The 25,920-nt window shown below is 65.3% G+C and carries 18 protein-coding genes; 8 read left to right on the top strand and 10 right to left on the bottom strand.

What is annotated here, in order from left to right; all coding sequences use genetic code 11:
• Positions 1 to 78: 78 nt before the first annotated feature.
• The 4 genes from KSS90_RS03995 to radA all read right to left on the bottom strand — a co-directional run bounded on the left by KSS90_RS03995 (position 79) and on the right by radA (position 5,942).
• Entirely contained in the window at positions 79 to 2,742 is a 2,664-nt protein-coding gene (locus KSS90_RS03995; protein WP_217869733.1) for a TonB-dependent receptor, read from the bottom strand.
• A 196-nt stretch (positions 2,743 to 2,938) separates the two neighbouring features.
• The gene (locus tag KSS90_RS03990; protein WP_217868305.1) at positions 2,939 to 3,931 is read right to left on the bottom strand and encodes a FecR family protein; all 993 of its coding nucleotides are present in this window, start codon (positions 3,929 to 3,931) and stop codon (positions 2,939 to 2,941) included.
• 68 nt (positions 3,932 to 3,999) lie between these two features.
• Positions 4,000 to 4,503 carry an RNA polymerase sigma factor gene (locus KSS90_RS03985; RefSeq protein WP_217868304.1) on the bottom strand — a complete coding sequence of 168 codons (504 nt, stop codon included), beginning with the start codon at positions 4,501 to 4,503 and terminating at the stop codon, positions 4,000 to 4,002.
• Positions 4,504 to 4,574: 71 nt separating this feature from the next.
• A complete protein-coding gene (radA, locus tag KSS90_RS03980) occupies positions 4,575 to 5,942 on the bottom strand; it encodes a DNA repair protein RadA (protein WP_217868303.1) in 1,368 nt (455 codons plus the stop codon).
• A 178-nt stretch (positions 5,943 to 6,120) separates the two neighbouring features.
• Here radA and mscL point away from each other — a divergent pair, with 178 nt between their 5' ends.
• Entirely contained in the window at positions 6,121 to 6,534 is a 414-nt protein-coding gene (mscL, locus tag KSS90_RS03975; RefSeq protein ID WP_050706920.1) for a large-conductance mechanosensitive channel protein MscL, read from the top strand.
• Positions 6,535 to 6,602: 68 nt separating this feature from the next.
• On the opposite strand, the gene KSS90_RS03970 is transcribed toward mscL, so the two are convergent.
• Positions 6,603 to 7,379 carry a ferredoxin--NADP reductase gene (locus KSS90_RS03970; protein ID WP_217868302.1) on the bottom strand — a complete coding sequence of 259 codons (777 nt, stop codon included), beginning with the start codon at positions 7,377 to 7,379 and terminating at the stop codon, positions 6,603 to 6,605.
• A gap of 216 nt (positions 7,380 to 7,595) precedes the next feature.
• On the opposite strand from KSS90_RS03970, the gene KSS90_RS03965 reads away from it, so the two are divergent.
• Positions 7,596 to 8,300 carry an autoinducer binding domain-containing protein gene (locus KSS90_RS03965; protein WP_217868301.1) on the top strand — a complete coding sequence of 235 codons (705 nt, stop codon included), beginning with the start codon at positions 7,596 to 7,598 and terminating at the stop codon, positions 8,298 to 8,300.
• 97 nt (positions 8,301 to 8,397) lie between these two features.
• Complete coding sequence (locus tag KSS90_RS03960) at positions 8,398 to 9,522, top strand: methyltransferase (protein ID WP_217868296.1); 1,125 nt, start codon at positions 8,398 to 8,400, stop codon at positions 9,520 to 9,522.
• Positions 9,523 to 9,577: 55 nt separating this feature from the next.
• Here KSS90_RS03960 and KSS90_RS03955 read toward each other — a convergent pair whose 3' ends face one another.
• From KSS90_RS03955 to KSS90_RS03945, 3 genes are read right to left on the bottom strand one after another with little or no spacing between them, the layout of a single operon-like run.
• On the bottom strand, positions 9,578 to 9,718 hold the full coding sequence (locus KSS90_RS03955; RefSeq protein ID WP_023630574.1) for a DUF2474 domain-containing protein: 141 nt from the start codon (positions 9,716 to 9,718) through the stop codon (positions 9,578 to 9,580).
• Between the two features lie 12 nt (positions 9,719 to 9,730).
• Complete coding sequence (gene cydB / locus KSS90_RS03950) at positions 9,731 to 10,738, bottom strand: cytochrome d ubiquinol oxidase subunit II (protein ID WP_023630573.1); 1,008 nt, start codon at positions 10,736 to 10,738, stop codon at positions 9,731 to 9,733.
• A gap of 1 nt (position 10,739) precedes the next feature.
• Positions 10,740 to 12,176 carry a cytochrome ubiquinol oxidase subunit I gene (locus KSS90_RS03945; RefSeq protein WP_217868294.1) on the bottom strand — a complete coding sequence of 479 codons (1,437 nt, stop codon included), beginning with the start codon at positions 12,174 to 12,176 and terminating at the stop codon, positions 10,740 to 10,742.
• A gap of 343 nt (positions 12,177 to 12,519) precedes the next feature.
• On the opposite strand from KSS90_RS03945, the gene KSS90_RS03940 reads away from it, so the two are divergent.
• The 3 genes from KSS90_RS03940 to trmA all read left to right on the top strand — a co-directional run bounded on the left by KSS90_RS03940 (position 12,520) and on the right by trmA (position 16,459).
• Positions 12,520 to 13,740: an MFS transporter gene (locus tag KSS90_RS03940; protein ID WP_102684554.1), complete on the top strand. Its 1,221-nt coding sequence runs from the start codon at positions 12,520 to 12,522 to the stop codon at positions 13,738 to 13,740.
• Positions 13,741 to 14,081: 341 nt separating this feature from the next.
• On the top strand, positions 14,082 to 15,377 hold the full coding sequence (locus KSS90_RS03935) for an NCS2 family permease (RefSeq protein WP_038707321.1): 1,296 nt from the start codon (positions 14,082 to 14,084) through the stop codon (positions 15,375 to 15,377).
• A complete protein-coding gene (gene trmA, locus KSS90_RS03930; RefSeq protein WP_217868293.1) occupies positions 15,374 to 16,459 on the top strand; it encodes a tRNA (uridine(54)-C5)-methyltransferase TrmA in 1,086 nt (361 codons plus the stop codon). The genes KSS90_RS03935 and trmA overlap by 4 nt, the downstream gene beginning before the upstream one ends.
• A 107-nt stretch (positions 16,460 to 16,566) precedes the next feature.
• On the opposite strand, the gene pbpC is transcribed toward trmA, so the two are convergent.
• A complete protein-coding gene (gene pbpC, locus KSS90_RS03925; RefSeq protein WP_217868292.1) occupies positions 16,567 to 18,915 on the bottom strand; it encodes a peptidoglycan glycosyltransferase PbpC in 2,349 nt (782 codons plus the stop codon).
• Positions 18,916 to 18,983: 68 nt separating this feature from the next.
• Between pbpC and KSS90_RS03920 the strand changes: the two genes are divergently transcribed.
• Entirely contained in the window at positions 18,984 to 19,277 is a 294-nt protein-coding gene (locus KSS90_RS03920; RefSeq protein WP_023631497.1) for a hypothetical protein, read from the top strand.
• Positions 19,278 to 19,341: 64 nt separating this feature from the next.
• Here the strand turns inward: KSS90_RS03920 and KSS90_RS03915 are convergent, their stop codons facing one another.
• Positions 19,342 to 24,246 (bottom strand): alpha-2-macroglobulin, encoded by a 4,905-nt coding sequence (locus KSS90_RS03915; protein ID WP_217868291.1) that lies wholly within the window; start codon positions 24,244 to 24,246, stop codon positions 19,342 to 19,344.
• A 262-nt stretch (positions 24,247 to 24,508) separates the two neighbouring features.
• Here KSS90_RS03915 and KSS90_RS03910 point away from each other — a divergent pair, with 262 nt between their 5' ends.
• Positions 24,509 to 25,846, top strand: coding sequence for an MATE family efflux transporter (locus KSS90_RS03910; protein ID WP_217868290.1), 1,338 nt, complete (start codon positions 24,509 to 24,511; stop codon positions 25,844 to 25,846).
• The last annotated feature ends 74 nt before the right edge of the window (positions 25,847 to 25,920 follow it).

Raw genomic sequence — 25,920 nt, 5'->3', positions numbered from 1 at the left:
AATTCCTCTTGGTCTTGCCGTTGAAGACGCAGGCACTCATTGCCTGCGTGTTGCCCGGGATCGGGCGAACTTGGGGGATCAGAAGCGGTACTCGAGCATGCCGGTCAGGGTCCGCCCCCTTGCCAGGGACAGGTTGTTGGCATCGCCCATGGCCACGAAGTAGGCCTGATCGGTGACATTCTCCAGCGACAGGGCGATGTTCAGCTGCTTGGTCGCCCAGTAGCTGGCATACAGGTCGTACACCTTGTATTCCGGCCAGCGCGCCTTTTCGAGGTTGCCGAAGCCCTGGCTGTTCAGGTGCTCGCCATTGCCCGCGCTGTAGCGCAGGCGGGCGCCGACATCCAAGGTGTTGTCGAAGAAACGCAAGCCGGCGGTGAGCGCGCCCCGGTCGGACGGCATATAGGCGGCGTTGCCCATGATTTCGCCACAGCTGACCTTATCGTTGAGCGCGGGATCGTCGACGATGCTGTAGGCCGGCATCAGCACGGGAATGGTGAAACCGCCGAAATCCATGTCTACCCATTGCTCTCCCGCCGACACCCGCTTGGTGCCGCCGCCCATGTACAGCTGCTTGGAGCAGAAGTCATTGCTGCCGATCATGTGGGTGTAGCTGAGCTGGGTGTAGAAACGCCCATTGTCGTAGTCGAGCGAATACTCCACACCACGGAACGTGGTGCCTTTGAGGTTGTTCTGGTAAGCGCTCTGCCCCAGCGACAAGCCGGTCACATCGGTACCGGGCAAGTCGGCGCTGTAGTCGAGGAACGAGAAATTATCGATCCGCGTGTCGAAGTACGCGACCTTCATGCCCAGGCGGTCACCCTCGCGAAACAACGACTCCTTGAACACATTGAACCCAGCCTCCCAGTTGTGCGAACTCTCTGGTTTGAGGAAGGGGTTGGGGTAGACCATCTCGTTGCCACCGCCGTGAGGCTTGCCACTCATGAACGCTTCGGTCACCGCCGGCGGGCGCCAGCCACGGCCCCAACGGGTATAAAGCTGCAGCCAGTCCAGCCCCGGTTTGACCGCGATACCGAAGGTCGGCGAGAAACGCCCCTCTTCGCGCTCGACGTCATACATCAACTCGGTACGCTCTCTGAGGATGTCCACACCGGTCACACCCTGGGGGTACATCCAGGTGGTCAGCCCAGTCTTGCCGGTGAGCCGATAACGGTCGTAACGCAAGCCCGCATCCAATGTCAGCCAACCACCGTGCTCGAAGGTGACATCGCCAAACAGGCTACCCATCGCACGTTTGCCATCTGGGTCGGCCCCGGTAACGAACGGGTTGCTTTTCTCGTTGGCGGCCGGAATGCGGTCGCTGCTGGGCTTGAAGGTGTCGAGAAACAGTTCGGCACCATAGTTGAACTGCAGGCTGTTGCTCTGGCCGAAGTAGAACCGCGAGGTGTTCTGCGCCTGCAGCCCCCAGGTGTCGGTCTGGAAGTGATCGGTATAGGGCGCGTAGAGGTTGCCGCTGCTGGCACTGGCGGTATTGCTGTTGTTCCAGCGGTCCTGGCGGGTGGTGACGAAGTACAGCTTGGCCTTGAAGTCGATCAGGTCGTTGTCCGGCGCGTAGCTGTAGTCGAGCGCGACGTTCTTGGCGCTGACATCGCTGCTGGCCGAACGTCGGTAGTAGAACGCGTTGCCGTCATCGGCCAGCCAGGTCCAGGCGTCCTTGCTGTCGGTGTCGGTCTCCAGGTAGCTCAACTGCAGGCGCTGGTACTCAGCCAGGTTCAGGCCCAGCTTGAGCAGATTCGAACGGGTCACGGTATCCATGTCGCCGACTTCGGATTCCAACCAGTTGTTCCAGGCCCGAGGGTAGAACTTGCGCACGCGCATTTCGCTGCCGAGGTTGTCACGGTTGCGGGTGCCTGCACGATAGTCGCCAAAATGGCGCTCGCTCATGCCCAGCAGCACATCACCTTTTTCGTTGCCGAAGGCAAACACACCACTGCCGTTGAAGTAGGTGCCATTGCCCAGCTCGCCGATGCCATGCCCGGCGCGCACGCGTCCGCCGTATTCTTTGCCCGGCCCGATGAACTCGCGAGCATCGAGGGTATTGAAGGTGGCGATACCACCCAGCACGCCCGCGCCGCCCATGCCGGACTGGCTGCCCTTGTCGATTTCGACACTGCTGACGAACTCCGGGTCGATGAACATCGTGCCGTTGCGCTGCTGGTGGCCGTTGACGCTGAAGTTCTGGCGCATGCCATCGATGTTCATGTTGACTCGGCCATAGTCCTGCACGCCGCGGATGTTCACCGACAACCCGGGGTCGCGCTGGTTGACCGCCGTGTACACCCCGGCAGTCTGCTCGAGCAGGTCGGCGGCGTGACGCGGCGGACGCTTGTCGATCTGCTCGCGGGTGATCACGCTGACCGAGCGTGGCGTCTGGTAGACCCAGTCGCCGTCACGCGCCGAATCGATATGGGTGGCGCCCAGCTCCATGACCTGGCCGCCCTCCGCCAAGCGCTCCAGGCCCACTTGGCCCGGAGCACTGAAGCGATAGCGCACGGGCATGCCGCGCAGCAACCGGTGCAGCCCTTCCTCGATGCTGTAGCCGCCGTGCAACCCCTCGCTCTGCAGGCCGGCCAAGGTTCGGCTGTCGAAGAACACCTGTACCCCGGACTGTTCGGCATAGGCCAGTACGGCGCTGTCGAGGGGTTGGGCAGGAATGTCGAACTGAATGACTTTGTGCTTGGCGCTGCTGGAGGCGTTGGCGGCCTGCACCATGCCGATTCCCATCGACAGGGTGCAGGTGCCCAGGGCCAGGCTGCCGGCAAGGGCGATGCGGCTCAGAGGCCAGCGGGGTCGAGTTGATTGCGTGCTCACTGCGCGTCTCGTCTGTTGGCGTTTTCTAGTAATGAAAATCAATCTCAACAGTCAGACGAGCTGCACGGGAAAACTCAGTAACCTCAAATGCAAGTTTTTTTCAAAGCGCTCAATAGATCAACGTCAAGCCCGGCAGTTGCAGGTGCTTGGCCTTGAGCTCGCGGGTGAGGGTATCGGCGGCGACAGCCAGGTTGTCGAGGCGGAACACCCCGCTCACTTCCCGCTGCGCCAGCGCAGCATCGACCACCATCAGGCGGCCATCGCGATAACGATTCAGGCGCTCGACCACCTCGGCCAGGGGTTGACGTTCGAACACCAACACTCCTCGTTGCCAATCGGTGGCCCGCTGCGGATCGGGGCCTGGCCAGGGCCGGATACCCTGGGCGTGGTCGTAGCGCAGTGCCTGCCCCTCACGCAGGAGCTGATGGGCAACTCCCTGGGTAGGCGTCGCCTGCAGCCGCACCTCGACGCTGTGTTCAAGCATACCCACCCAACCGCCGTCACCCGCCTCGCCCACCACGAATCGCGTGCCCAGTGCCTGGCTGGTGGCACCGGCATATTCGACAACGAAGGGACGTGGCTCGTCCGCGCTGACAGGCGCCGCACTGAACACCGCCTCCCCCGCCAACAGGCGCACCCGGCGTTGCTGGCCATCGAAGTCGAGCTGCACGGCGCTGCCGCCATCGAGGTCGACCACACTGCCGTCCGGCAGACTGACACGGCGTACTTCGCCAGCTGCGGTGGCGTAATCGGCACGCCACTCGAGCAGCACCCGGGGCCCCTGATCGACCCCCAGTATTGCCAGCAGCAGCAACGCACTGCTTGCCGCCGCCCAGCGCCACCGCCTTGGCCTGCGTCGGCCACGCGGGCGCTCGGCACACTCGACAGGCGCCCGGCGCGGGGCTGTCGGCGCCAGGCTCGCCATCTGCCCAAGGTCGGCCCAGGTCGCCTGGGCAAAGGCATAGGCATGCGCGTGGCGCGGATCGCTGGCGCACCATTGCGCCAGCGCCAACTGCTGCTCCGGGCTCAGGGGGCCGCTCTCCTCCAGCACCACCCACTCGGCGGCCTGCTCGCGGATGGCTTGCTCGGTCTGGCTGCTCACACGGTTCTCTCGCGATCTGGTTATGTCTGGGCTGACGTCTGAAGCGGCATTTGTCAGTAAACCGTTGGTCATTCGGTTTCCTGCAGGCACTGCATCACATAGGCCAGGGCCTTGGCCAGATGCTTTTGCACCGAGCTGTCGGAGATCCCCAGGTGCCGGGCGACCTCGGCATGGGTCATGCCTTCCAGGCGGTTGAGGCGGAAGATTTCCCGGGTGCGCTCGGGCAGCTCGCCGAGGATCGTCCGCAGGCGACGCAGGTGTTGCTCACGTACGGCCTGCTCCTCGAGCCCTGGGCCGTCCTCGACGAGTGCTTCGAAGGCCTCGTGGGGCACCGTGTCGGTCTTGCGTCGCTGCTGCTGGCGCACATGATCGATCATCAGATTATGCGCGGTGCGATACAGGTAGGCCTGGGCATTGTCGATCGGCTCGTGACGCTGCTGCTCGGCCAGGCGCAGGAAACTGTCCTGCACCAGGTCGGCCGCCAGCTGCGGGTCGCGCACCTTGCGCGAGAGCAGGCCCTGAAGGTTTTTCGCGTGCTTGAGAAACAGCCGCTTGAGGTCTAACTCCGCCACACGCGCTCCATGAGGTGGTCGCAAGGTGGCGTATGCTACTCGTTACTGAGAATCACTTGCAAGAAGACGACCTATTCGAACAGTGCGTCCAGCGCCTGCTCCAGACGGGTCACGGCAATCACCTGCAAACCGGCGGGTGCTTCTTTCGGCGCATTGCCCTTGGGCACGATGGCCCGCTTGAAGCCATGCTTGGCCGCTTCCTTCAGACGCTCCTGGCCACTGGGCACCGGGCGCACCTCGCCCGACAGGCCGATCTCGCCGAACACCAGCAGGCCATGGGCCAGCGGACGATTGCGCAGGCTGGACATCACCGCCGCCAGCAATGCGAGGTCGGAGGCGGTCTCGAGCACCTTCACCCCGCCGACGACGTTGAGGAACACGTCCTGGTCATGGGTGGGGATACCGCCGTGCCGGTGCAGCACCGCCAGCAGCATGGCCAGACGGTTCTGGTCCAGGCCCAGGGTCACCCGCCGCGGGTTGGCCAGGTGGCTGTCGTCGACCAGCGCCTGGACTTCCACCAACATCGGCCGGGTGCCTTCCCAGGTGGCCATGACCACGCTACCGGGCACTTCCTCCTGGGTCCGATTGAGGAAGATCGCCGACGGATTGGAGACCTCCTTGAGGCCGCGGTCGGTCATACCGAACACACCCAGTTCGTTGACCGCGCCGAAGCGGTTCTTCACCGCCCGCAACAGGCGCAGACGGCCGTCGGACTCGCCCTCGAAGTACAGCACGGTGTCGACCATGTGCTCGAGCACCCGGGGGCCTGCCAACGAGCCCTCCTTGGTCACGTGACCGACCAGGAAGATCGCCGTGCCGCTCTGTTTGGCGTAGCGCACCAGCAACGCTGTGCTCTCGCGCACCTGGGCCACGCCACCCGGCGCCGACTGCAGTTGTTCGGTGAAGATGGTCTGGATCGAGTCGATCACCATCACCCGCGGCTTTTCCTGGCGCGCGGTGGCGATGATGGTCTCGATACAGGTTTCAGTCATGACCTTGAGCTGGTCCTGGGGCAGGCCCAGCCGCCGGGAGCGCATGGCCACCTGCTGCTGCGACTCCTCGCCGGTGACATACAGCGCCGGCATCTGCACGGCGATGTTGCACAGGGTCTGCAGGAGGATGGTCGATTTGCCGATACCCGGATCGCCCCCGATCAACACCACTGAACCATCCACCAGGCCACCACCCAGCACGCGGTCGAGCTCGGTACTGCTGGTGGTGAAGCGCGGGATCTCCTCGACGCTCACTTCGGCCAGGGTCTTGATCTGCGCCTGCTGCCCGGTCCAGCCGGCACGCCCGCTCGGTGCCGCTGCACCACCGCTCTCGATCATGGTCTCAACCAGGGTATTCCAGGCCCCGCAGTCGCCACATTGGCCGGCCCACTTCGGGAAAGTCGCGCCACACTCGGTGCAGCCGTACAAACGCTTGGCCTTGGCCATGGGCGGAGTCTCCTGGAAAAAACCGCCATGATAGCCGAACACCGACGTGCCCCGGAGGCCTCGGTGGGCGACAAAACTATTCGCTCTATGAACAGTCTGTAGCTGCGAACGTCACGCATGTAGCGTTTTAGTGGCTTACACTGCGTTTACCTCTCCATTCGTAACAAAGGAATACAGCATGGGCATGCTCAGTGAATTCAAGGCCTTCGCGGTCAAGGGAAATGTCGTCGACATGGCGGTGGGTATCATCATCGGCGCGGCGTTCGGCAAGATCGTTTCGTCCTTTGTCGGTGACGTGATCATGCCCCCTATCGGCCTGCTGATCGGCGGTGTCGACTTCAGCGACCTGGCCATCACACTCAAAGCTGCCGAAGGCGACGTACCGGCCGTGGTAATGGCCTATGGCAAATTCATCCAGACCATCCTCGACTTCATCATCGTCGCCTTCGCCATCTTCATGGGCGTGAAGGTGATCAACCGCCTCAAGCGCGAAGAAGCCGTAGCACCGACCGCGCCGCCGGTGCCGAGTGCCGAAGAAACCCTGCTGACCGAGATTCGCGACTTGCTCAAGGCACAGAATCGCCAGCCCTGAAGCACAAAACGACTGGGGCCGCTTTGCAGCGGCCCCAGTGACGGCGATCCAAAAGGCGCCATTGTTCCTTACCAGTAGTTCTCCACCGCCACCTGCCCCGGCCGCTTGCTCAGGCTCAGTTGCAAGTCCCGCGCCTTGAGCACCTTGCGCGTCTCGTCGATCATCTCCGGGTTGCCGCACAGCATGATCCGTGAATGCTCCGGCGACAGCGCCAGCCCCGCCGCCTTTTCCAGTTCACCGTTCTCGATCAACGTGGTAATCCGCGCGTTCAATGCACCCGGATGCTGTTCTCGGGTCACCACCGGAATGAACTGCAGCTTGCCCGCGAACTCCGCCAGGTAGTCGCGCTGCTCCAGTGCGGCGATCTCGTCCACATACGCCAGCTCCTTCGCCTCGCGCACCGAGTAGACCAGCTTGATGTTGTCGAAGCGCTCCCAGGCCTCGAAGTCCTGCAGGATCGACATGAACGGCGCGATACCGGTGCCGGTGGCCAGCAGCCATAGATCACGACCGCCAACGAAGCGATCGAGGGTCAGGTAGCCGAAGGCCTGACGGTCGATCAGCAGGGTATCGCCTTCGCCAAGCCGGCTCAGCTCACTGGTGAACTCGCCCCCAGGCACCACGATGGAGAAGAAGTCGAGAAACTCGTCATGGGGCGCGCTCACCATGGAATAGGCACGCCAGACGACGCTGCCATCGGCCTTGTGTACGCCCAGCCGGGCGAACTGTCCGGCACGGAAGCGAAAACCTGCATCGCGGGTGACGCGCAGGGAAAACAGGTTGGGGGTCAGGGGCTGGACGCCGAGCAGGGTCTGGCGGGTGAATTTGTCGGCGCTGGCGGTCATGACGGGCTCCACGGATCAAGTGCGCACAGTGTCGCGCAAAGCAGCCGAGATAAACACCGTCGGTTTGTAGGGTATCGCTTGGAACCGAGCGCAATCACCTAAGAAAGCGAGACAGCTATAACAAAAAAACCCAGCACACCATTAGGAGTTTTCCTACACTACGGACCGTGCAACGCTGATTTTGGATCCACTGCGACACAAAAGGGAGCTTCAACGATGCCACATTGGAAGAGTGAGCAGCTCCAGCGGATGCTGGAGGAGAAAGAGCCTCAGCAGCTGTTCGGCCACGCCGTGAAACTGGCCCAGGCGCTGGGCATGGAGTTCGTCGGCCTGTCGCTGCATCTGCATGTCGCCGCCCGTGGCCCACAGGTGATCCTCTATAACAATTATCCCAGCGCTTGGAATGAGCACTATCAGGCTGAAGACTTCATCAAGATAGACCCTGCAGTATCAAAGTGCCATCAGACCACGCTACCACTGGTCTGGAGCGACGAACTGTTTCGGGAGGTGCCACACCTGCGTGAGGCCGCCTGCGGGCATGGCTTGGTCCATGGTTGGAGTCAGTCGGTGCATGACCAGCAGCACAACGAAAGTCAGTTGAGCGTCTCCAGGGCGCAAGGCGCGATTTGCCATGAAGAATTGTACGAGAAGAGCGCTCAGGTAATGTGGCTATGCAACATCTTGCATGCCGCGCTCAGCACACACCATCTGGCGAAGTTCAGCCCACCACCGCAACTGAGCGAACGTGAGCTTGAGGTACTCAAGTGGTCCGCTGCCGGCAAGACCGCCGCCGACGTGGCGATGATCCTTTCACTGTCGCCCAGCACCGTGAACTTCCATATCCGCAGTGTGATCACCAAGACCAACGCCTCCAACAAAGCCGGCGCCATCGCCATCGCCGCGTTGCGCGGACTGCTCTGACAGCCCGTCCCCCGCCCAGGCGCAAAGCCCTGTAGAATCCCCCGCCGCAAGCCCGCCGCACAGCGCGCCGGGCAGATACGCAGCAGAGCCCCACGTCATGCCCCTGTTCAACAGCCCCTTCGCCGACCTCGACCTGATCCGCCAGCCGGAGCAAGCCAACGACCCGCTGCTGGCGTTCGATGCCGCCGACCAATACCTGCTGGAACACCTGGCCGCCCAGGCACCGGGCGCAGGCTGCAAGGTGCTGGTGCTCAACGACAGTTTCGGCGCCCTGGCCGCCAGCCTGGCCGGGCATCTGGACGTGACCAGCAGCGGCGACTCGCACCTGGCGCACCTGGCCCTGGAGAAAAACCTCGCTGGAAACGGCAGGCCGTTCGACAGCGTGCCTTTCATCCCGGCCAGCGAGCCCTTACAGGGCCCGTTCGACCGCGTGCTGGTGCGCGTGCCCAAGACCCTGGCCCTGCTCGAGGAGCAACTGATCCGCCTGCAGGGCCAATTGGCGCCTGACGCCCAGGTGATCGCCGGGGCGATGATCAAGCACCTGCCCCGAGCCGCCGGCGACCTCATGGAGAAGTACATCGGCCCGGTGCAGGCGTCGCTGGCACAGAAGAAAGCGCGTCTGCTGACTGCCACAGTCGCGCAACGGCCTGTCGCCCGCTCCCCCTACCCCAGCTGCTATCGTCTGGACACGCCGGCCCTGGAGCTGGTCAACCACGCCAACGTGTTCTGCCGCGAAGGCCTGGACATCGGCACCCGCGCCTTCCTGCCACACCTGCCGCGTGACCTGGGTCGCGCCCGGGTCGCCGACCTTGGCTGTGGCAATGGCGTGCTGGCGATTGCCAGCGCCCTGGCCAATCCGGATGCGCAGTTCACCCTGGTCGACGAGTCGTACATGGCGGTGCAGTCGGCGCGGGAGAACTGGCGGGCGGCACTGGGCGAACGCGAGGTGACGATCAGGGCCGCGGACGGCCTGGCGGGGCAGGAGAAACAATCGCTGGACGTGGTGCTGTGCAATCCACCGTTCCACCAGCAGCAGGTGGTGGGCGACTTCCTCGCCTGGCGCATGTTCCAGCAGGCTCGGGAAGCGCTGGAGGTCGGTGGCGCGCTGTACATCGTCGGCAACCGCCACCTGGGTTACCACAGCAAGCTGGCGCGCTTGTTCCGAGGCGTCGAGCAGGTCGCGGCAACGCCGAAATTCGTGGTGCTCAAGGCCCGGAAATAAAAGCATCGCGGGGCAAGTCGCAGCCGTGCGACTTGCCCCGCGATGACTCAATGACTCAGTGGGTACTCAGGCCTGCCGCATTCATGAACATGCGCATGCCATAAGCCACCACCCCAAGCGCTGCCACGCTCAGCCCCCAGATCAGCACCAGCCAACCCAGGCGTTGCCACAGCGGTTTCTTCTCTTCGACATTCATCGCCCGGCGCTCCTAGTGATAGCCGTCTTCATGGGTCACCTTGCCGCGGAACACGTAGTAGCTCCAGTAGGTGTAACCAAGGATGAACGGCAGGATGAACAGCGTGCCCACCAGCATGAAGCCCTGGCTCTGCGGCGGCGCCGCGGCATCCCAGATGCTGATCGACGGCGGGATGATGTTCGGCCACAGGCTGATGCCCAACCCGCTGTAGCCGAGGAAGATCAGCACCAGGGTCAGCAGGAACGGGGTGTAGTGGGCATTGCGTGCCACCGCCCGCAGCAGACCGTAGAAGGTCACCAGCACCAGGATCGGTACCGGCATGAACCAGATCAGGTTGGGCATGCTGAACCAGCGCTCGGCAATCTGTGGATAGGCGATCGGCGTCCACAGGCTGACGATGCCGATCACCACCAACAACACCAGCGCCAGTGGCCGGGCCATGTCATGCATCTTCTGCTGCAGCGGCCCTTCGGTCTTCATGATCAACCAGGTGCAGCCCAGCAGCGTGTAGGCGACGATCAGGCCCAGACCCGAGAACACCGTGAACGGCGTCAGCCAATCAAGTGTGCCACCGACAAACTTGCGGTCGACCACCTTGAAGCCCTCGATGAAGGCGCCCAGGGCCACGCCCTGGAAGAAGGTCGCCACCAGCGAACCCCAGATGAAGGCCTTGTCCCAGATATGCCGCCTGTTGGCCCTGGCCTTGAAACGGAACTCGAAGGCCACGCCCCGGAAGATCAGGCCCACCAGCATCAGGATCAGCGGCAGGTACAGCGCCTCCAACACCACCGAGTAGGCCAGTGGGAAAGCCCCGAACAGCGCCGCCCCGCCCAGCACCAGCCAGGTTTCGTTGCCGTCCCATACCGGGGCGACCGTGTTCATCATCACATCGCGGTCACGCTCGTCCTGGACGAAGGGGAAGAGCATGCCGATGCCCAGGTCGAAACCATCCATCACCACGTACATCATGACGCCGAAGATGATGATCACGGCCCAGATCAGCGGAAGATCGATACCCATCTCAGTTCCCCTTGCTCAGGCTGCTGGAGTCGGCCTCATGGCCTTCATCGGCGGCGGACAATGGCCGCGCCGGCGTACGTTTCTGGCCAGGGCCACCGGGGGTGTGCTCATCGCCTTCACCGGTCTTCGGCCCTTTGCGCACCAGGCGCATCATGTAGCCCAGGCCGGTGCCGAAAAGCGCGAAGTAGACCACCACGAACATCACCAGGGTAAAGCCGAGTTGTGCATAGCTGTGGTTGGACACACCGTCGGCGGTGCGCATCAACCCGTAGACCACCCACGGCTGGCGGCCAATCTCGGTGGTGAACCAGCCGGCGAGGATCGCGATCAACCCCGACGGGCCCATCCACAGGGTCAGGTAGAGGAACGGACGCGAGCTGTACAGGGTGCCGCGCTTGCGCAGCCACAGGCTCCACAGGCCGACGAAGATCATCAGCATGCCCAGGCCAACCATGACCCGGAACGACCAGAACACGATGGTCGAGTTGGGTCGGTCCTCAGGCGGGAACTCCTTCATCGCCGGCACTTGCTTGTCCAGGCTGTGGGTCAGGATCAGGCTGCCCAAGGCTGGGATCTCGACCTTGAAGCGGGTGGTTTCGGCCTGCATGTCGGGAATGCCGAACAGGATCAGCGGCGTCGGCTCGCCGGGCTTGTTCTCCCAGTGGCCTTCGATGGCGGCGATCTTCACCGGTTGGTGCTTGAGCGTGTTCAAACCATGGAAGTCGCCGATCACGGCCTGGATCGGCGCCACCACCAAGGCCATCCACATGGCCATCGACAGCATCTTGCGCACCGCCGGGTTGTCACGCCCGCGCAGCAGGTGCCAGGCCGCCGAGGCGCCGACGAAGAACGCGGTGGCGACGAAGGCCGCGGTGGCCATGTGCATCAGGCGATAGGGGAAGGACGGGTTGAAGATCACCGCGAACCAGTCCACCGGAATCACCTGGCCATTGACGATCTCGTAGCCCTGGGGCGTCTGCATCCAGCTGTTGGAGGCGAGGATCCAGAAGGTCGACACCAGCGTGCCGAGGGCCACCATGCAGGTGGCGAAGAAGTGCAGGCCACGGCCTACACGGTTCCAGCCGAACAGCATGACGCCGAGGAAACCGGCCTCGAGGAAGAAGGCGGTCAAGACCTCGTACGTGAGCAAGGGACCGGTGATGGATCCGGCAAAGTCGGAGAACTGGCTCCAGTTGGTACCGAACTGGTAGGCCATGACCAGGCCCGAGACCACGCCCATACCGAAGTTCACGGCGAAGATCTTCGACCAGAAGTGGTAGAGGTCACGGTAGGTGTTGTCGCCGGTCTTCAGCCAAAGGCCTTCGAGGACCGCCAGGTAGCTCGCCAGGCCAATGGTGATGGCCGGGAACAGGATGTGAAAGGACACGGTAAAGGCAAACTGGATTCGGGCGAGCTCTAGGGCTTCCAATCCGAACATGGTGCTTCCTCTTCAGGTAATCCGGCGACCGGGCTCATGGCCTGTCGCCCACTGCCCCCACGGGTATCGAGTGCGGCGCGTTGGAATTGTTCTGTTCGATCGCGGGGATTCCGGCCCGAAGGCCAAGATCGTTGCATTTGGAACGATTGATCCAGATCAACGACTGAATGGAAGCATAGTCCTGAATGACCCATCCGGATGTGTGGTTGATTGCCGCGTGACCGGTTGCCTCACCCTCTTTTGCGAAGGGGCGACAGGTGATCCACGCGACTTTCAGCAACTATTTGTTACAAACAGATGTTACTCTGCAGCCCCCTCTATCTCCGAGGCTGCAGGCTCCCCGATGTCCGATTCCGCCCCGCAATTGCTGCGTCATCACCGCCCTTTCCTGGCCTTCTGGCTGGCCCGCGTATTCACCGCCAGCGGCTTCCAGATGCTCACCGTGGCCATTGGCTGGCACCTCTACCAACTGACCGGGAATGTCCTCGATCTGGGCCTGGTCGGGCTGGTCGAGTTCGCACCCAGGGTGCTGTTCATGCTGCATACCGGCCATGTCGCCGACCGCTACGACCGACGCAAGGTCGCCGCCCTGTGCCAGACCCTGCAGGCGCTGATCGCCCTGGCGCTGGCTCTGGGCAGCGTCAGCGACAACGTCAGCCGCGAGCTGATCTTCATCCTGGCCTTCCTGCTCGGCGCCACCCGTTCGTTCGAGATGCCGGCGACCCAGGCGCTGCTGCCCAACGTGGTGCCGCCCGGGCTGTTCCCTCGAGCCGTGGCGGCGTCGGCTTCGGCCACCCAATCGGCGACCATCGTCGCCCCGGCGGTCGGCGGCTTTCTCTACGCCTTTGGCAGTACCTGGGTGTATGGCCCGACCGTGGCCCTCTACCTCATCGCCTGCCTGTTGACCCTGAGCCTCGACGCGCGCCAGCAACTGCCCCAGCGCGGTCGGGCCAACCTGGAATCGCTGCTGGCCGGGGTGCGCTTCATCCGCAGCCGCCCGGACATCTTCGGCGCCATCTCCCTGGACCTGTTCGCCGTGCTGCTGGGCGGCGCCACCGCGCTGTTGCCAGTGTTCGCCAAGGACATCCTGCTCACCGGCGCCTGGGGCCTGGGTCTGCTGCGCTCGGCGCCGGCGGTGGGCGCGCTGCTGATGTCGCTGTGGCTGGCGCGCTTCCCGGTGGAGCGCAAGGTAGGCCTGATCATGTTCGCCTCGGTCGGCGTGTTCGGCGTGGCGACCATCGCCTTCGGCCTCTCGACCTCGTTCTGGTTCTCCCTGGCGGTGCTGGTGGTGCTCGGCGCGGCGGACATGATCAGCATGGTCATCCGCGGTGCCTTCGTGCAATTGGAGACGCCGGACGAGATGCGCGGCCGGGTAAGCGCGGTGAACGGGCTGTTCATCGGTGCTTCGAACCAGCTCGGCGAATTCGAGTCGGGGCTGACCGCGCACTGGTTTGGCACAGTCCCGGCGGTGGTGCTCGGCGGCGTGGGCACGCTGTTGGTGACCGGGGTATGGATGAAGCTGTTCCCGACGTTGACCCATCGCGACCGTATGCATAACGGTTGATCGACCTGCTGGCACCCAGAGATTAGGCAATCTCGCGCGGGGGCAGCATGCTGGTTTGTCCTGCACCCGCCTCTCGCCGGCAAGCCGGCTCCCACACCGACCGTGCCGCCTTCAAGCCAAGCGCCATCCCTGTGGGAGCTGGCTTGCCAGCGATGAGGCCAGTGCAGGAAGACAACACCGTTGCCCGATTGCCTTCCCCAATGGCCATAGGCCCCCGCCATCCTTGCTGGTATGATGCGCGGCTTTTTTCCACCCCACACAAAACCACGGCACCCGGTACGGTCTGTGCTTTGCTGTTGGGGTCGATACATTCACGGCGCGAGGGCGCCCGGGGAGCAGGCATGCTGGAAAGGCTGTTTCAACTAAAAGCACACAACACCAACGTGCGCACCGAGATTCTCGCGGGCGTCACTACCTTCCTGGCCATGGCCTACATCCTGTTCGTCAACCCGAGCATCCTCGGCGAGACCGGCATGGACAAGGGCGCGCTCTTCGTCGCCACCTGCCTGGCCGCGGCCATCGGCTCGGTGACCATGGGCATCATCGCCAACTACCCAATCGCCCTGGCGCCGGGCATGGGCCTGAACGCCTTCTTCACCTACACCGTGGTCCTGCACATGGGCCATACCTGGCAAGTGGCGCTGGGTGCGGTGTTCCTCTCCGCGGTGCTGTTCTTCCTGCTGTCGATCTTCCGCATTCGCGAATGGATCGTGAACAGCATCCCGCTGCCGCTACGCTCGGCCATTGCTGCCGGCATCGGCCTGTTCCTGGCGCTGATCGCCCTGCATAACGCCGGCATCGTCGTCGATAACCCGGCCACCCTGGTGGGCCTGGGCGACCTCAGCAAACCCGCGCCGATCCTCGCCACCCTGGGCTTCTTCCTGATCGTCGCCCTGGAGTCGCTGAAGGTTCGCGGCGCCGTGCTGATCGGTATCCTGGCGGTGACCGTGGCCGCGATCGCGCTGGGCGTCACGCCGTTCGGCGGGGTGGTCTCGATGCCGCCATCGCTGGCCCCGACCTTCCTGCAACTGGACATCGCCGGCGCCCTGGACGTCGGCCTGATCAGCGTGATCTTCGCCTTCCTGTTCGTCGACCTGTTCGACAACTCCGGCACCCTGATCGGCGTGGCCAAGCGCGCCGGCCTGATGGGCAAGGACGGCCACATGCCGAAGATGGGCCGCGCCCTGATCGCCGACAGTACCGCCGCCATGGCCGGTTCGCTGCTGGGCACCTCGACCACCACCAGCTACATCGAGTCGGCGGCGGGCGTGAGTGCCGGCGGGCGCACCGGCCTGACCGCCATCGTGGTCGCCATCCTGTTCCTGCTGGCGCTGTTCTTCGCCCCGCTGGCCGGCAGCGTGCCGGCCTTCGCCACCGCTCCGGCGCTGCTGTTCGTCGCCGTACTGATGGCTTCGGGCCTGGCCGAGATCAACTGGGACGACGTCACCGAAGCCGCGCCGGTGGTGGTGACCGCCCTGGCCATGCCGCTGACCTACTCGATCGCCAACGGCATCGCCTTCGGTTTCATCGCCTGGACCGCCATCAAGCTGATCTCCGGTCGTCGCCACGACCTGAACCCGGCGCTGGTGATCCTGTCCATCCTGTTCGTCATCAAGCTGGGTTGGTTCCCCGCATGAGTGCAGTCCTGGATCCTTCACAATACGACGCGCAACTGGCGGCCAAGGCCGCCCGCCTGCGCGACCTGCTGGCACCGTTCGGCGCGCCGGAGCCGGCAGTGTTCGACTCGCCGCGCGAGCACTATCGCCTGCGCGCCGAGTTCCGCCTGTGGCGCGAGGGCGGTCAACGTCACTACGCGATGTTTGCCCCGGGCGAGAAACACAAGGCGATTCTGATCGACGATTTCCCCATCGCCAGCGAGCGCATCAATGAGCTGATGCCACGCCTGAAAGCCGCCTGGCAGGCCAATGAAGACCTGAACAACCGCCTGTTCCAGGTCGAGTTCCTCACCACCCTGGCCGGTGATGCGATGGTCACCCTGTGCTATCACCGCCCTTTGGACGAAGCCTGGGAAGCTGCCGCGCAGCACCTGGCCAGCGACTTGAACGTCAGCGTGATTGGCCGCTCGAAAGGCAAGCGCGTGGTGATCGGCCGCGACTACGCGGTGGAGAAGCTCGACATCGCCGGGTACACCTTCAGCTATCGCCAGCCCGAAGGCGCCTTCACCCAGCCCAACGGCGCGGTGAACCAGAAGATGCTCGGCTGGGCCTTCGAGGCCATGGGTGAGCGCCAGGACGACCTGCTCGAGCTGTATTGCGGCAACGGCAACTTCACCTTGCCGCTGGCCACCCGCGCCCGCCAGGTGCTGGCCACCGAGATCAGCAAGACCTCGGTCAACGCCGCGCTGCACAACCTCGACGAGAACGGCGTGGGCAACGTGCGCCTGGTGCGCCTGTCGGCCGAAGAGCTGACCCAGGCCCTGAACGAGGTCCGCCCGTTCCGCCGCCTGGAAGGCATCGACCTGAAGAGCTACGACTTTGGCACCGTGTTCGTCGATCCGCCGCGCGCCGGCATGGACCCGGACACCTGCGAGCTGACCCGTCGCTTCGAGCGCATCCTGTACATCTCCTGCAACCCGGAAACCCTGGCGCAGAACATTGCCCAGTTGCACGATACCCACCGTATCGAACGCTGCGCGCTGTTCGACCAGTTCCCCTACACCCACCACATGGAAAGCGGGGTGCTGCTGGTTCGGCGCTGAGCCGCGAGGAAGCGGGCGCTGCCCATACCATGCTGTCCCTGCCGCCCCACCATCAGACCGATGCCTTCGGCCTGATGGTGGGGCATGACTGAGCCTGCGCAACGGGCTTACTCGCTGACCTGGAACTCCACCCGCGCTGTCTCACCGCTTTCATCCAAAGCGCTCAACTCGATGCGCCCGGCCTGCTCGAAGCTCACCTGCAGGCTGTCCTGTCCTTGGGTCTCGCCCAAGGGCTGGCCGTTGAGGAACCACCAGCGCCGCCCTACCCCACCCAATGCCGACACCCGCACCTGCAGCGGCTCATGGCTGGTGGCCGGACGGCGCAGGCTGTCGCCGCCCCGCACCCCGACGATCGACAGCGGTGGCGCGCTGGCCGCCATCCGCGGTGGGCAAGCGGGGTCGACAGCCGGCAGCCGCGCTGCCCGGCGTTCGGCGCTGGGCAACCACGGTTCGAGCGGGGCCGGCCACAGCGCGACGTCATGGGCCTTGGCGCCGGGACAGGAGGCATCGACACGCAAACCGCCCTCGTTGAGCCACACCGTTTCGCGCAAACCCAGTCCCAGCGGCTGGTCGGCAGCCTGCAGGGTCGGTGGCGTGGTGGCGTCGAGGGTCCAGGCGAAACGCTGGCGACGACAGTTCGCATCCTGACGGTTCATCGGTTGGCCCAATGGCCAGCAGATCGCTGCCACACCGACCGAATCCGGCACCGGCTCGACCGGCACTTCGATGCCGCGTTGGCTATCGCGGTTGCTCAGCAGGTCATGCACCTGCAGCATCAATGGCGCCGCCGAGGCCAGGCCGAACTGGCCCGGCACCGGGGTGCCGTCGGGGCGGCCGATCCACACGCCGATCAGGTAGCGCGGGCCGACGCCCACCGACCAGGCATCGCGAAAGCCGTAGCTGGTGCCGGTCTTCCAGGCCAACTGCGGACGCTGCACCAGCTCGGCGTGGGGGTCACGGTCCGGCCGCGCCAGGCCGCTGAGAATGCGTCGGGTGATCCAGGCCGAGCCCGGCGACAGCAAACGGCGCTCCACCAATGGATCCTGGGGTTGCAGGCGCACCTGCGCGCTCAGCCCACCACGGGCCAGCGCGGCATAGCCACCGACCAGGTCTTCCAGCCGGCTACCCGCGCCACCGAGGATCAACGACAGGTTCGGCTCGGCCAGCGGCGGCAGCACCAGCGGCATCCCACCCATGCGCATCTGCGCGGCGAAGCGTTTCGGGCCGTAGGCCTCGAGCAGTTGCACCGCCGGCAGGTTGAGCGACAGCGCCAGCGCCGAGCTGGCCGACACCGGGCCGCTGAAGCCCATGGAGAAGTTGCCGGGGCGGTAGTCGCCGTAGCGCCGTGGCACATCCTGCAACAGCGATTCGGAGTGGATCAGGCCGTCGTCCATGGCCATGGCGTAGAGGAACGGCTTGAGGGTCGAACCCGGCGATCGCAGGGCGTGGATCATGTCCACGTGACCAAAGCGGCGCTCATCGTTCAAGTCGATGGAGCCGAGATACGCGCGCACGGCCATGCTCTGGGTTTCGACCACCAGCAACGCCGCCGAGGTGCGCTCGGGCAGGCGCGCGCGCCAGCCCAGCAGCAGGTCTTCGAGGCGCCGCTGCAAGGCGGCGTCCAGGGTGGTACGGATCAGTGGCGGGCTGTTCGGGGTACTCAGGCGCCGGGCCAGCAGCGGCGCCAGCGCCGGCTCCTGACGTGGCGCTAGCAACAGCGGCTCCTCACGCGCCTCGTCGATGCGCTGGGCTGGCCACACCTGGTACTCGGCCAGGCGCTGCAGCACCTTGTCCCGGGCACGCTGGGCGCGTTCAGGGTGGCGGTCCGGACGCAGCCGGCTCGGCGCCTGGGGCAGCACGGCAAGCAACGCGGCTTCGGCCGGAGTGAGGTGTTTCGGCGACTTGCCCAGGTACGCCCAACTGGCCGCCGCCACGCCCTGCAAGGTGCCGCCGAACGGCGCCCGGTTGAGGTACAGCTGCAAGATCTCGTCCTTGGACAGGTGCCACTCCAGCTGCGCCGTGCGCCACAGCTGGCGCAGCTTGCCGGGCAAGGTGCGCTCGTGCGGGTCGAGCAGGCGCGCCACCTGCATCGACAAGGTGCTGCCGCCGGACACCACCCGCCCGCCACGCAGGTTGAGCCAAGCGGCCCGGGCCAGGGCCATGGGGTTGACGCCGGGGTGATGATAGAACCAGCGGTCCTCGTAGGCGAGCAGGGCTTCAAGGTACAACGGCGAGACTTCCTGCGGGCTGACCGGATAGCGCCACACGCCGTCGGCATCGGCGAAGCGCCACAACGGCGTGCCATCCTCGGCCAGCACCACCCGCGCCAGGTCGTCGCCCGGCATGGGCAATGGCCAGATACGGTCGGCCAGCCACAGCAGGGCCATGCCCAACAGCACACTGACGGCGACACGCCGCAGCAGCCTGGTCAGGCGCGGGCGCGCTAAGCTTGGCATCGGGAACCGACCGGGCCAGGTGATGGCCAAAGGCTGGGAATCGCCGATTCGTTGATCAGGAAGCGACTATGCATGTAGAAGGTTTTTTCGAATGGCTGGGCCAGGCACTGGGTTCGGTGATCCGGTTCATCGTCGATGGCTTGAGCGGGTTGTTCAACCTGTTGGCCAACGCCGGTGGCAATTTCATCGATGGCCTGGCGCGCACGCTGGGGATGGACACCTCGCTGGTGAGCATCCTGGCGCTTATCGTCGGCCTGATGTTGCTGTACTCGGCGGTCCGCGCGTTCATGCGCGCATCGATCATCCTCGGGATCATCTGGGCGTTGTTGGGGTTGTGGGTGTTGAGCTGGGTGGTGCATTGAAGGCTTCGCACTTTCCTGTAGGAGCGGGCTTGCCCCGCTCCCACGATTCATCTCCTGTGCGGCTTCAGCGAGCGCGGACCACCATCTCGCCCTGGCTTTCACCGATCGCCTGCAGGTTGGGCCGATACATCGACTCCACCTGCGGTGGCGGAATGCGGTAGCTGCCCGGCGTCACCGCACGGGCCAGGTACAGCAAGTGGGTAGTGCCGTAGCTGTCGAGCTTGAGCGCGGCCACGTAGCGGTCGTCACGGTACTCCTGGTGTACCACGCTGGCGTTCTGCATCGACTCGCGCCATTGCTTCACCGCGCTGCTGGCGTTGTCCAGGCTGGCGGCGCTCTGCGCCAGGTTCTGGTTCTCCAGCTCCAGGCCTGCCGGCAGCAGGTCCACCACCAGAGCGTCGGGCACCTGGTCCTGTGCCTTGAGCGCCAGATGCACCAGCACCAGGTCGCCACTGCGCAGGTTACGCACATCCAGTGCCTGGCCATTCATGCCCAGGTATTCGCGGCGGATTTCCAGGCCATTGCCGCTGGCGGCCGGAGCCTGGCGCGGGTAGCCGGACAAGGTCAGTTGCTGGTACAGGGTATCGCCGCCCTGATTCTGTACGGTTAACGGCGAGGCCAGCAGCGGGCCCTCGAGCTTCATGCCCGAGCCATTGTTGTCGAACTCGCGGACCTCGCCGGCGCTGTCCAGGCGGGCCTTCCAATTGCCCTCCGGCTTGCCCAGCAGGCCACGGCCGGCAAGGAACAGCGCGTTGCGCTCCTGGGTGGACAGCCAACGGTTGGCGGCCAACTCGTCGGACAGGCCGAACAGGCGCTGGTCGACCTGATTGGCGGCCAGGTTGTTCTCCTGCAGCAGGGACAGGATCAACGCCTGGTCGCGCAGGGCGCTGCCGTAGTCGGCCAGCCAGCCTTTGCCGCGGGTGACCGCCAGGCCCGCCTGCAGCGCCTGCTGCGAACGCTGCTTGTCGCCCATCTTGTCCAGCGCCACCGCCAGTTGCACCAATGGCAAACCGGAGCGGGCGTCGGCGCGACGCTCGAACAGGCTGCGCAAGGCGCCCAGCGGCGCCTGTTGGCTGCGCGCCAGCACCAGGCCGGCGTAGGCCTGCACGGCGAAGCGAGTGTGGTCGGCGTTCTGGCTGTAGTCGACTTCGATCAGGTTGCGCTCCTGCACATAGCGCAGCAGGCGCTCGCTGGCCTTCTTCAGCGCCTCGGCCGGTACGCCGTAGCCTTGCTCGCGGGCGCGCAGCAGGAAGTCGGTGACGTAGGCGGTCAGCCAGTATTCCTCCTCGCTGTCCGAACTCCACAGGCCGAAGCTGCCGTTGTAGCGCTGCATACCCAGCAGGTGCTCGATGCCCATCTCGATCTTGCGCTTGCGCACATCGGCCGGCTCACCCTTGATGCCCAGGCGCTTGAGGCTGTCGGCATCGGCATACAGCGACGGGTACAGGCCACTGGTGGTCTGCTCCAGGCAGCCGTAGGGGTAGGCTTCCAGGGCGCGGATCTGCTCGGCAAGGTTCAGCGGTGGGCGGCTCGACAACGCCAGGCTGGCCTCCAGGCCCGCAGGCTCGAACTCGGCCAGGTCGCTGTCGGGCAGGCTCCAGGGCTGGTCCTTGAGGGCCACGCGGTAGTGCTTGAGCATCGCTGGGTAGGCCGGGCGAATACCCAGGGTCCATTCACGCTCGAAGGTACTGGCCGGCTCACCCGGCAGCTGCAGGCCGTTGACCTGCACGCGGACCTTGCCCTGGCCCAGGCCACCCTGGGCCTGCACCGGGATCATCAGGGTGGTGCGTTGGCCTTCGGCGAGGCTGAAGTTCTGCTGCGCGCCACCGACCAGGCTCAGTTGACCTTCGCTGGACACCTGCACACTCAGTTGCTGGTCACGGCCGGACAGGTTGGCCAGGTCCAGCGCCAGGCGGGTCTGGTCGCCACCGGCGAGGAAGCGCGGCGCGGACAGCTCGGCGATCAGCGGCGCGGCGACCACGGTCTTGCCTTCGGCCATGCCGAAGTGTTCCTCGGTCCAGGCCTGGGCCATCAGGCGCAGTTCACCGTTGAAGTCAGGGATATCGACGCTGGCCTGGCCCTCGCCTTTTTCATCGAGGGTAACCGGCAGGCTCTGCTGGGCAACGATGGTCACCGTGGTGTTCGGGCGCTTGCCGCCCTTGGCCATGGCGGCGTCACCGCCGAAGGCCAGGCTGGCCAGGCGGCCCTGGCCGGCTTCGATCAACTGGCCATAAATGTCCAACTGGTCGGCGCCGTAGGCCTTGCGGCCGAACAGACTGGCGAACGGATCGGGGGTCTTGAAGTCGGTGATGTTGAGGATGCCCACGTCCACCGCCGACAACAACACATGCACTTGCTTGGGCACGCTGCCATCGGCGTTGACCGCCTTGACCTTGACGGTCAGCGGTTGCTTGGGCCGCATTTTCTCCGGTGCCTGCAGCGATACGGCCAGCTTGCGCTCGGCGCGGTCCAGCGGCAGGTGCAGCACGCCCACGGCACGTTTCGGCGTGGCGTTGGCCTTGCGCTCGCCCGGGCGGATCACCAGGGCGCTGATGTACAGGTCGTGGCGCGCCCACTTCTTGTCCAGTTCGACATCGAAGGTCTTGCCCTCGGCCGGCACCTCGATTTCCTGCCACCACAGCGGGCCGTCGGCGGACTCGATCATCAGGTAGCCGCTACCGGCGGCCGGCGGGGTGACGGTGACCTTGGCGCTGCCGCCTTCCTTGTAGGCTGGCTTGTCCAGGGCGATCTTCACCTGGTCGGGGCGCACGGCGCCGCCCTCGGCGTTGTCCTGGGCGCGGTAGCCGGCCCAGAAGCGGGCGCTGGAGACCAGGCCGGTCTGCGGGTCTTCCACCTCGACGCGGTACGGGCCCCACTCCACCTGGAAGTTCAGCTTGGCGGTGGATCCGGCCTTCACGCTGACGGTTTCTTCAGCCTGGGTAAGGAACTTCTCGTTGTAGTTGTAGCTCCAGCCATCGCTCTGCGAGTAGTTCCAGTAGTAGTCGCGGCGCTCGCGGATCAGCCGTACCTTCAGGTTGTCGGCGGCCAGTTTCTTGCCGTCGCGGTCAGCCACCAGGAACTCGAACTCCACCGGGCCGTCGCCGTCGGTTTCTTCGCCGTCGAACAGGCCGCGCAGGCCCGGCAGGCGCTCGGCAGGCCAGATCGGCTGCTCCAGGCGCCGGGTGATCGGCCGACCACCGGACTCCTGCAGGCTGGCCTGCACGGTCAGTTGCAGCGGCGAGCGGGCTTCAGCCCAGCGACTTTCGATGTCGATGCGGGCCTTGCCGTTCTGGTCGAGGGTGACTTCGTCCAGTTCCAGGTCCTGGTTCAGCTCGGTCTCGGTGACCGCGCCGAACTGATAGCCCGGCAGCGCCTTCACCGCTTCACGCAACGGACGCACGTAGGCCTGGCCACTGAGGCGGTTGCCGGCGGCGGGCGCACCATAGAGATAGCGACCATTGACCTGGATCGTGGCGGTTTGCTCCGGCGCCAGCGGCGCGGCACTGCCTTTGAGCTCCAGCGCCAGGCGCTCGGGGAGGAAGTCCTCGACAAGGAATTCGTAGACCTGCTTGCGTCCACCGCCCATGTCGAGCAGCAACTGCCAACGGCCGGTCGGCGCTTCGCTGGCCAGTTGCAGCTGGTACTGGAACAGGCCGTTCTGGTCGGCCTCCCAGACGAACTTGCGGCTGACCTGCTCGTCGGGGCGGCGTACTTCCACGTTCACCGGCTGGGCCTTGACCGGCTTGCCGTCCTGGTCGCGCAGCAGGCCGTTGAGCAGCACGGTCTCGCCTGGCCGGTACAGGTCGCGCGGGCCGAAGATGAAGAACTGCAGCGGGTTGGCCTGGGGCCCGGTGATGTCGAACTCGGCCAGGTCCAGCGCCGCGGTGTTCAGACGCAGCAGGGTGGTATGCACACCCTGGGTGGCGATCAGCGTATCGGCCTTGGCGGTGATCGGCAGCTGCGCATGGCCGTCGCCGTCGGTCTTGGCCTGGGCCAGCAGCTTGCCCTTGTCGTCGTGCAGCTCGAGGGTGACGTCCTTGAGCGCCTTGCCGCCCTCAAGGGCCTGGGCGAATACGTCCAGGCGGTCGCGATAGCGGTGCGCCGAGACGCCGATGTCACTCAGGGTGAACAGGGTCGCCGGCTGCGAGTAGTCATAGGTGCCCGAGGCACGCATCACCGCCAGGTACACGCCTGGCTCCTGCAGCGGCTTGATCCCGGCGATCGGCAGCAGCACAGTCTCGCGGGTGTTGCGCGCGGGGTTGAGGTCGAAGCGGCCGCTGTAGACCAGCTCGGCCATCTCCAGGGTTTCCTTGGACTGGTAGTAGTACAGGCTGCTGTTGCGCCCCCAGTTGACCAGGAAGCTCGAGAGCATGTCCGGCTTGATGCGGAAGAACTCGACATCGACCTTGTCGACGTTCAGGGCAATCACCGGCAGGCCTTCGGCCAGGCGCGTGGGCAGCAGCGAACCGCGGCTGGCGAAGCCCACCGTGGCCTGCATGTCGCGGGTCTCGAAGCGGCTGACCGATTCGGCCTGCAGCTGGTTGCCGTTGACCGAGAGCAGGCCCTTGTCGATGGTCAGGACCATCTTGCGCTGCGGCTCCAGGTGGCGCAGGCGCAGTTCCATCTGGTTGTCGGAGAGTTCCCAGGCGCCGTCGACCTTGCCCTTGACGGTGTCGACCAGGTGCAACTTGCCGGCGAAGTCCTGGTTGGCATCCAGCGGCGCGGAGACACTGACCGACAGGGTGCTGGCGCCGTCGAGCTGCACTTCCGAGACGTCCAGCACGGTCAGCTCGCGGCCGGCATAGCGCTTGGCGAGCACTGCCGGATCTTCGCGCTTGGCCGTCCGGGTTTCGACGGGCGCGACGGCAGCGGCGTCAGCGGCGGGCGCCGATGGCTTGTCCGGGGTGGAAGAATCACAGGCACTGAGCAGGGCCAGCGCGCAGGCCAGCAACAATCCTTTGTTGAGCATTTGAGAGAGAACTCTTCGGCAGCGTGTACGTGAGGGGGGCAACTATAGCGCAACGGTTCGGGGCTTTCCTGGCGATGCGCGGCAAGTGAGACCGTGTTCGCGCCAATAGGTTGCCGGGCCGGTACAATGAGCGCATTTGAACTTGCAAGGGCCGCTTCGCGCCCCATCGCCGGCAAGCCGGCTCCCACAGGGACCGAGGCCGCCTTGTGGGAGCCGGCTTGCCGGCGATGGGGCGCAAGCGGCCCTGATATGAAGGATGTGCATGTCTTCACTGTCCACCGCCTGGCGCAACCGCCCCACCCACCACAAGGTCTGGGCCCTGGCCGCGCCGATGATCCTGTCCAACATCTCGGTGCCGCTGGTGGCGCTGGTCGACAGCACGGTGATCGGCCACCTGCCCCATGCCCATCAATTGGGCGCGGTGGCCGTCGGAGCCACGCTGTTCACTTTCATGGTTGGTCTGCTGGGCTTCCTGCGCATGGGCTCCACCGGCTTCGCCGCCCAGGCCGCTGGCCGCGCCGACGGCGCCGCGCTGCGCCAGGTGCTGGTGCAGGGGCTGCTGCTGGCACTAGCTTTCGCCGTGCTGATCGGCCTGCTGGCCCTGCCCTTCAGCCAGCTGGCACTGCAGGCGATGCAGCCCAGCGAGGCGCTGCAGGCCTCGACCGAAGCCTTCTTCCATACCCGCCTGCTCGGCCTGCCGGCAGCACTGGCAAGCTATGCCCTGGTCGGCTGGTTCCTCGGCACCCAGAACGCCCGGGCGCCGCTGGCGATCCTGCTGACCACCAACCTGCTCAACATCGCCCTGAACCTGTGGTTCGTGCTTGGCCTGGACTGGGGGGTGGTCGGCTCGGCCCGGGCTTCGGTGATCGCCGAATGGAGCGCCGCCCTGCTCGGCCTGGCCCTCACCCGCCCGGCCTTGCGCATCTACTCCGGGCAGATCGCCTGGGCCGCGCTGAAACGCTGGCAAAGCTGGCGGCCGCTGCTGGCGGTCAACCGCGACATCTTCCTGCGCAGCCTGGCCCTGCAGATAGTGTTCCTGCTGCTCACCGTGCAGGGCGCGCGTCTGGGCGAGGCTACGGTGGCGGCCAATGCCCTGCTGCTCAACGGGCTGATGCTCACCGCCTATGCCCTCGATGGCCTGGCCCATGCGGTCGAGGCCCTGTGCGGCCATGCCATCGGCGCCCGTGACCGCAGTGCCCTGAAGCGGGCACTGGTGGTGGCCTGCGGCTGGTCGCTGATCGTCAGCCTGGTTTTCGCCGTGCTGTTCCTGCTCGGCGGGCACCTGTTCATCGACCTGCAGACCGATATCGCCAGTGTGCGCGACGCGGCGTATCCCTACCTGCCTTATCTGGCGGTGCTGCCATTGGTAGCCGTATGGAGCTACCTGCTCGACGGTCTGTTCATCGGCGCGACACGGGCGCGGGAGATGCGCAATGCGATGCTGCTGTCGGTAGCCGTCGCGCTGCCCCTGGCGCTTGCCATGCGCGGGTTCGGCAACCATGGGCTGTGGTGGGCGTTCCTCGGCTTCATGGTGCTGCGGGCGGTTACGCTGGGGTGGCTAGGGTGGCGGCTGCGACAGCGCGACCGCTGGATTCGCTGAGACCAGCGCCGCTTTGCGGCGCTGCATCACGAAACAGGCATAAAGCCCTCCCCTGCCCCCTTGCCGTCGCCCGG

The organism is Pseudomonas maumuensis (assembly GCF_019139675.1).
Lineage (GTDB): Bacteria > Pseudomonadota > Gammaproteobacteria > Pseudomonadales > Pseudomonadaceae > Aquipseudomonas > Aquipseudomonas maumuensis.
Note: the sequence above shows the minus strand (reverse complement) of the source record. Positions and strands in the feature narration are given on the sequence as shown.

Bases quoted from the DNA above. Each gene is read 5' to 3' on its own strand.
- KSS90_RS03995 (WP_217869733.1), bottom strand. From the start codon at position 2,742: ATGGGAATCGGCATGGTGCAGGCCGCCAACGCCTCCAGCAGCGCCAAG.
- radA (WP_217868303.1), bottom strand. From the start codon at position 5,942: ATGGCCAAGGCCAAGCGTTTGTACGGCTGCACCGAGTGTGGCGCGACT.
- mscL (WP_050706920.1), top strand. From the start codon at position 6,121: ATGGGCATGCTCAGTGAATTCAAGGCCTTCGCGGTCAAGGGAAATGTC.
- KSS90_RS03970 (WP_217868302.1), bottom strand. From the start codon at position 7,379: ATGACCGCCAGCGCCGACAAATTCACCCGCCAGACCCTGCTCGGCGTC.
- KSS90_RS03965 (WP_217868301.1), top strand. From the start codon at position 7,596: ATGCCACATTGGAAGAGTGAGCAGCTCCAGCGGATGCTGGAGGAGAAA.
- KSS90_RS03960 (WP_217868296.1), top strand. From the start codon at position 8,398: ATGCCCCTGTTCAACAGCCCCTTCGCCGACCTCGACCTGATCCGCCAG.
- KSS90_RS03955 (WP_023630574.1), bottom strand. From the start codon at position 9,718: ATGAATGTCGAAGAGAAGAAACCGCTGTGGCAACGCCTGGGTTGGCTG.
- cydB (WP_023630573.1), bottom strand. From the start codon at position 10,738: ATGGGTATCGATCTTCCGCTGATCTGGGCCGTGATCATCATCTTCGGC.
- KSS90_RS03945 (WP_217868294.1), bottom strand. From the start codon at position 12,176: ATGTTCGGATTGGAAGCCCTAGAGCTCGCCCGAATCCAGTTTGCCTTT.
- KSS90_RS03940 (WP_102684554.1), top strand. From the start codon at position 12,520: ATGTCCGATTCCGCCCCGCAATTGCTGCGTCATCACCGCCCTTTCCTG.
- KSS90_RS03935 (WP_038707321.1), top strand. From the start codon at position 14,082: ATGCTGGAAAGGCTGTTTCAACTAAAAGCACACAACACCAACGTGCGC.
- trmA (WP_217868293.1), top strand. From the start codon at position 15,374: ATGAGTGCAGTCCTGGATCCTTCACAATACGACGCGCAACTGGCGGCC.
- pbpC (WP_217868292.1), bottom strand. From the start codon at position 18,915: ATGCCAAGCTTAGCGCGCCCGCGCCTGACCAGGCTGCTGCGGCGTGTC.
- KSS90_RS03920 (WP_023631497.1), top strand. From the start codon at position 18,984: ATGCATGTAGAAGGTTTTTTCGAATGGCTGGGCCAGGCACTGGGTTCG.
- KSS90_RS03915 (WP_217868291.1), bottom strand. From the start codon at position 24,246: ATGCTCAACAAAGGATTGTTGCTGGCCTGCGCGCTGGCCCTGCTCAGT.
- KSS90_RS03910 (WP_217868290.1), top strand. From the start codon at position 24,509: ATGTCTTCACTGTCCACCGCCTGGCGCAACCGCCCCACCCACCACAAG.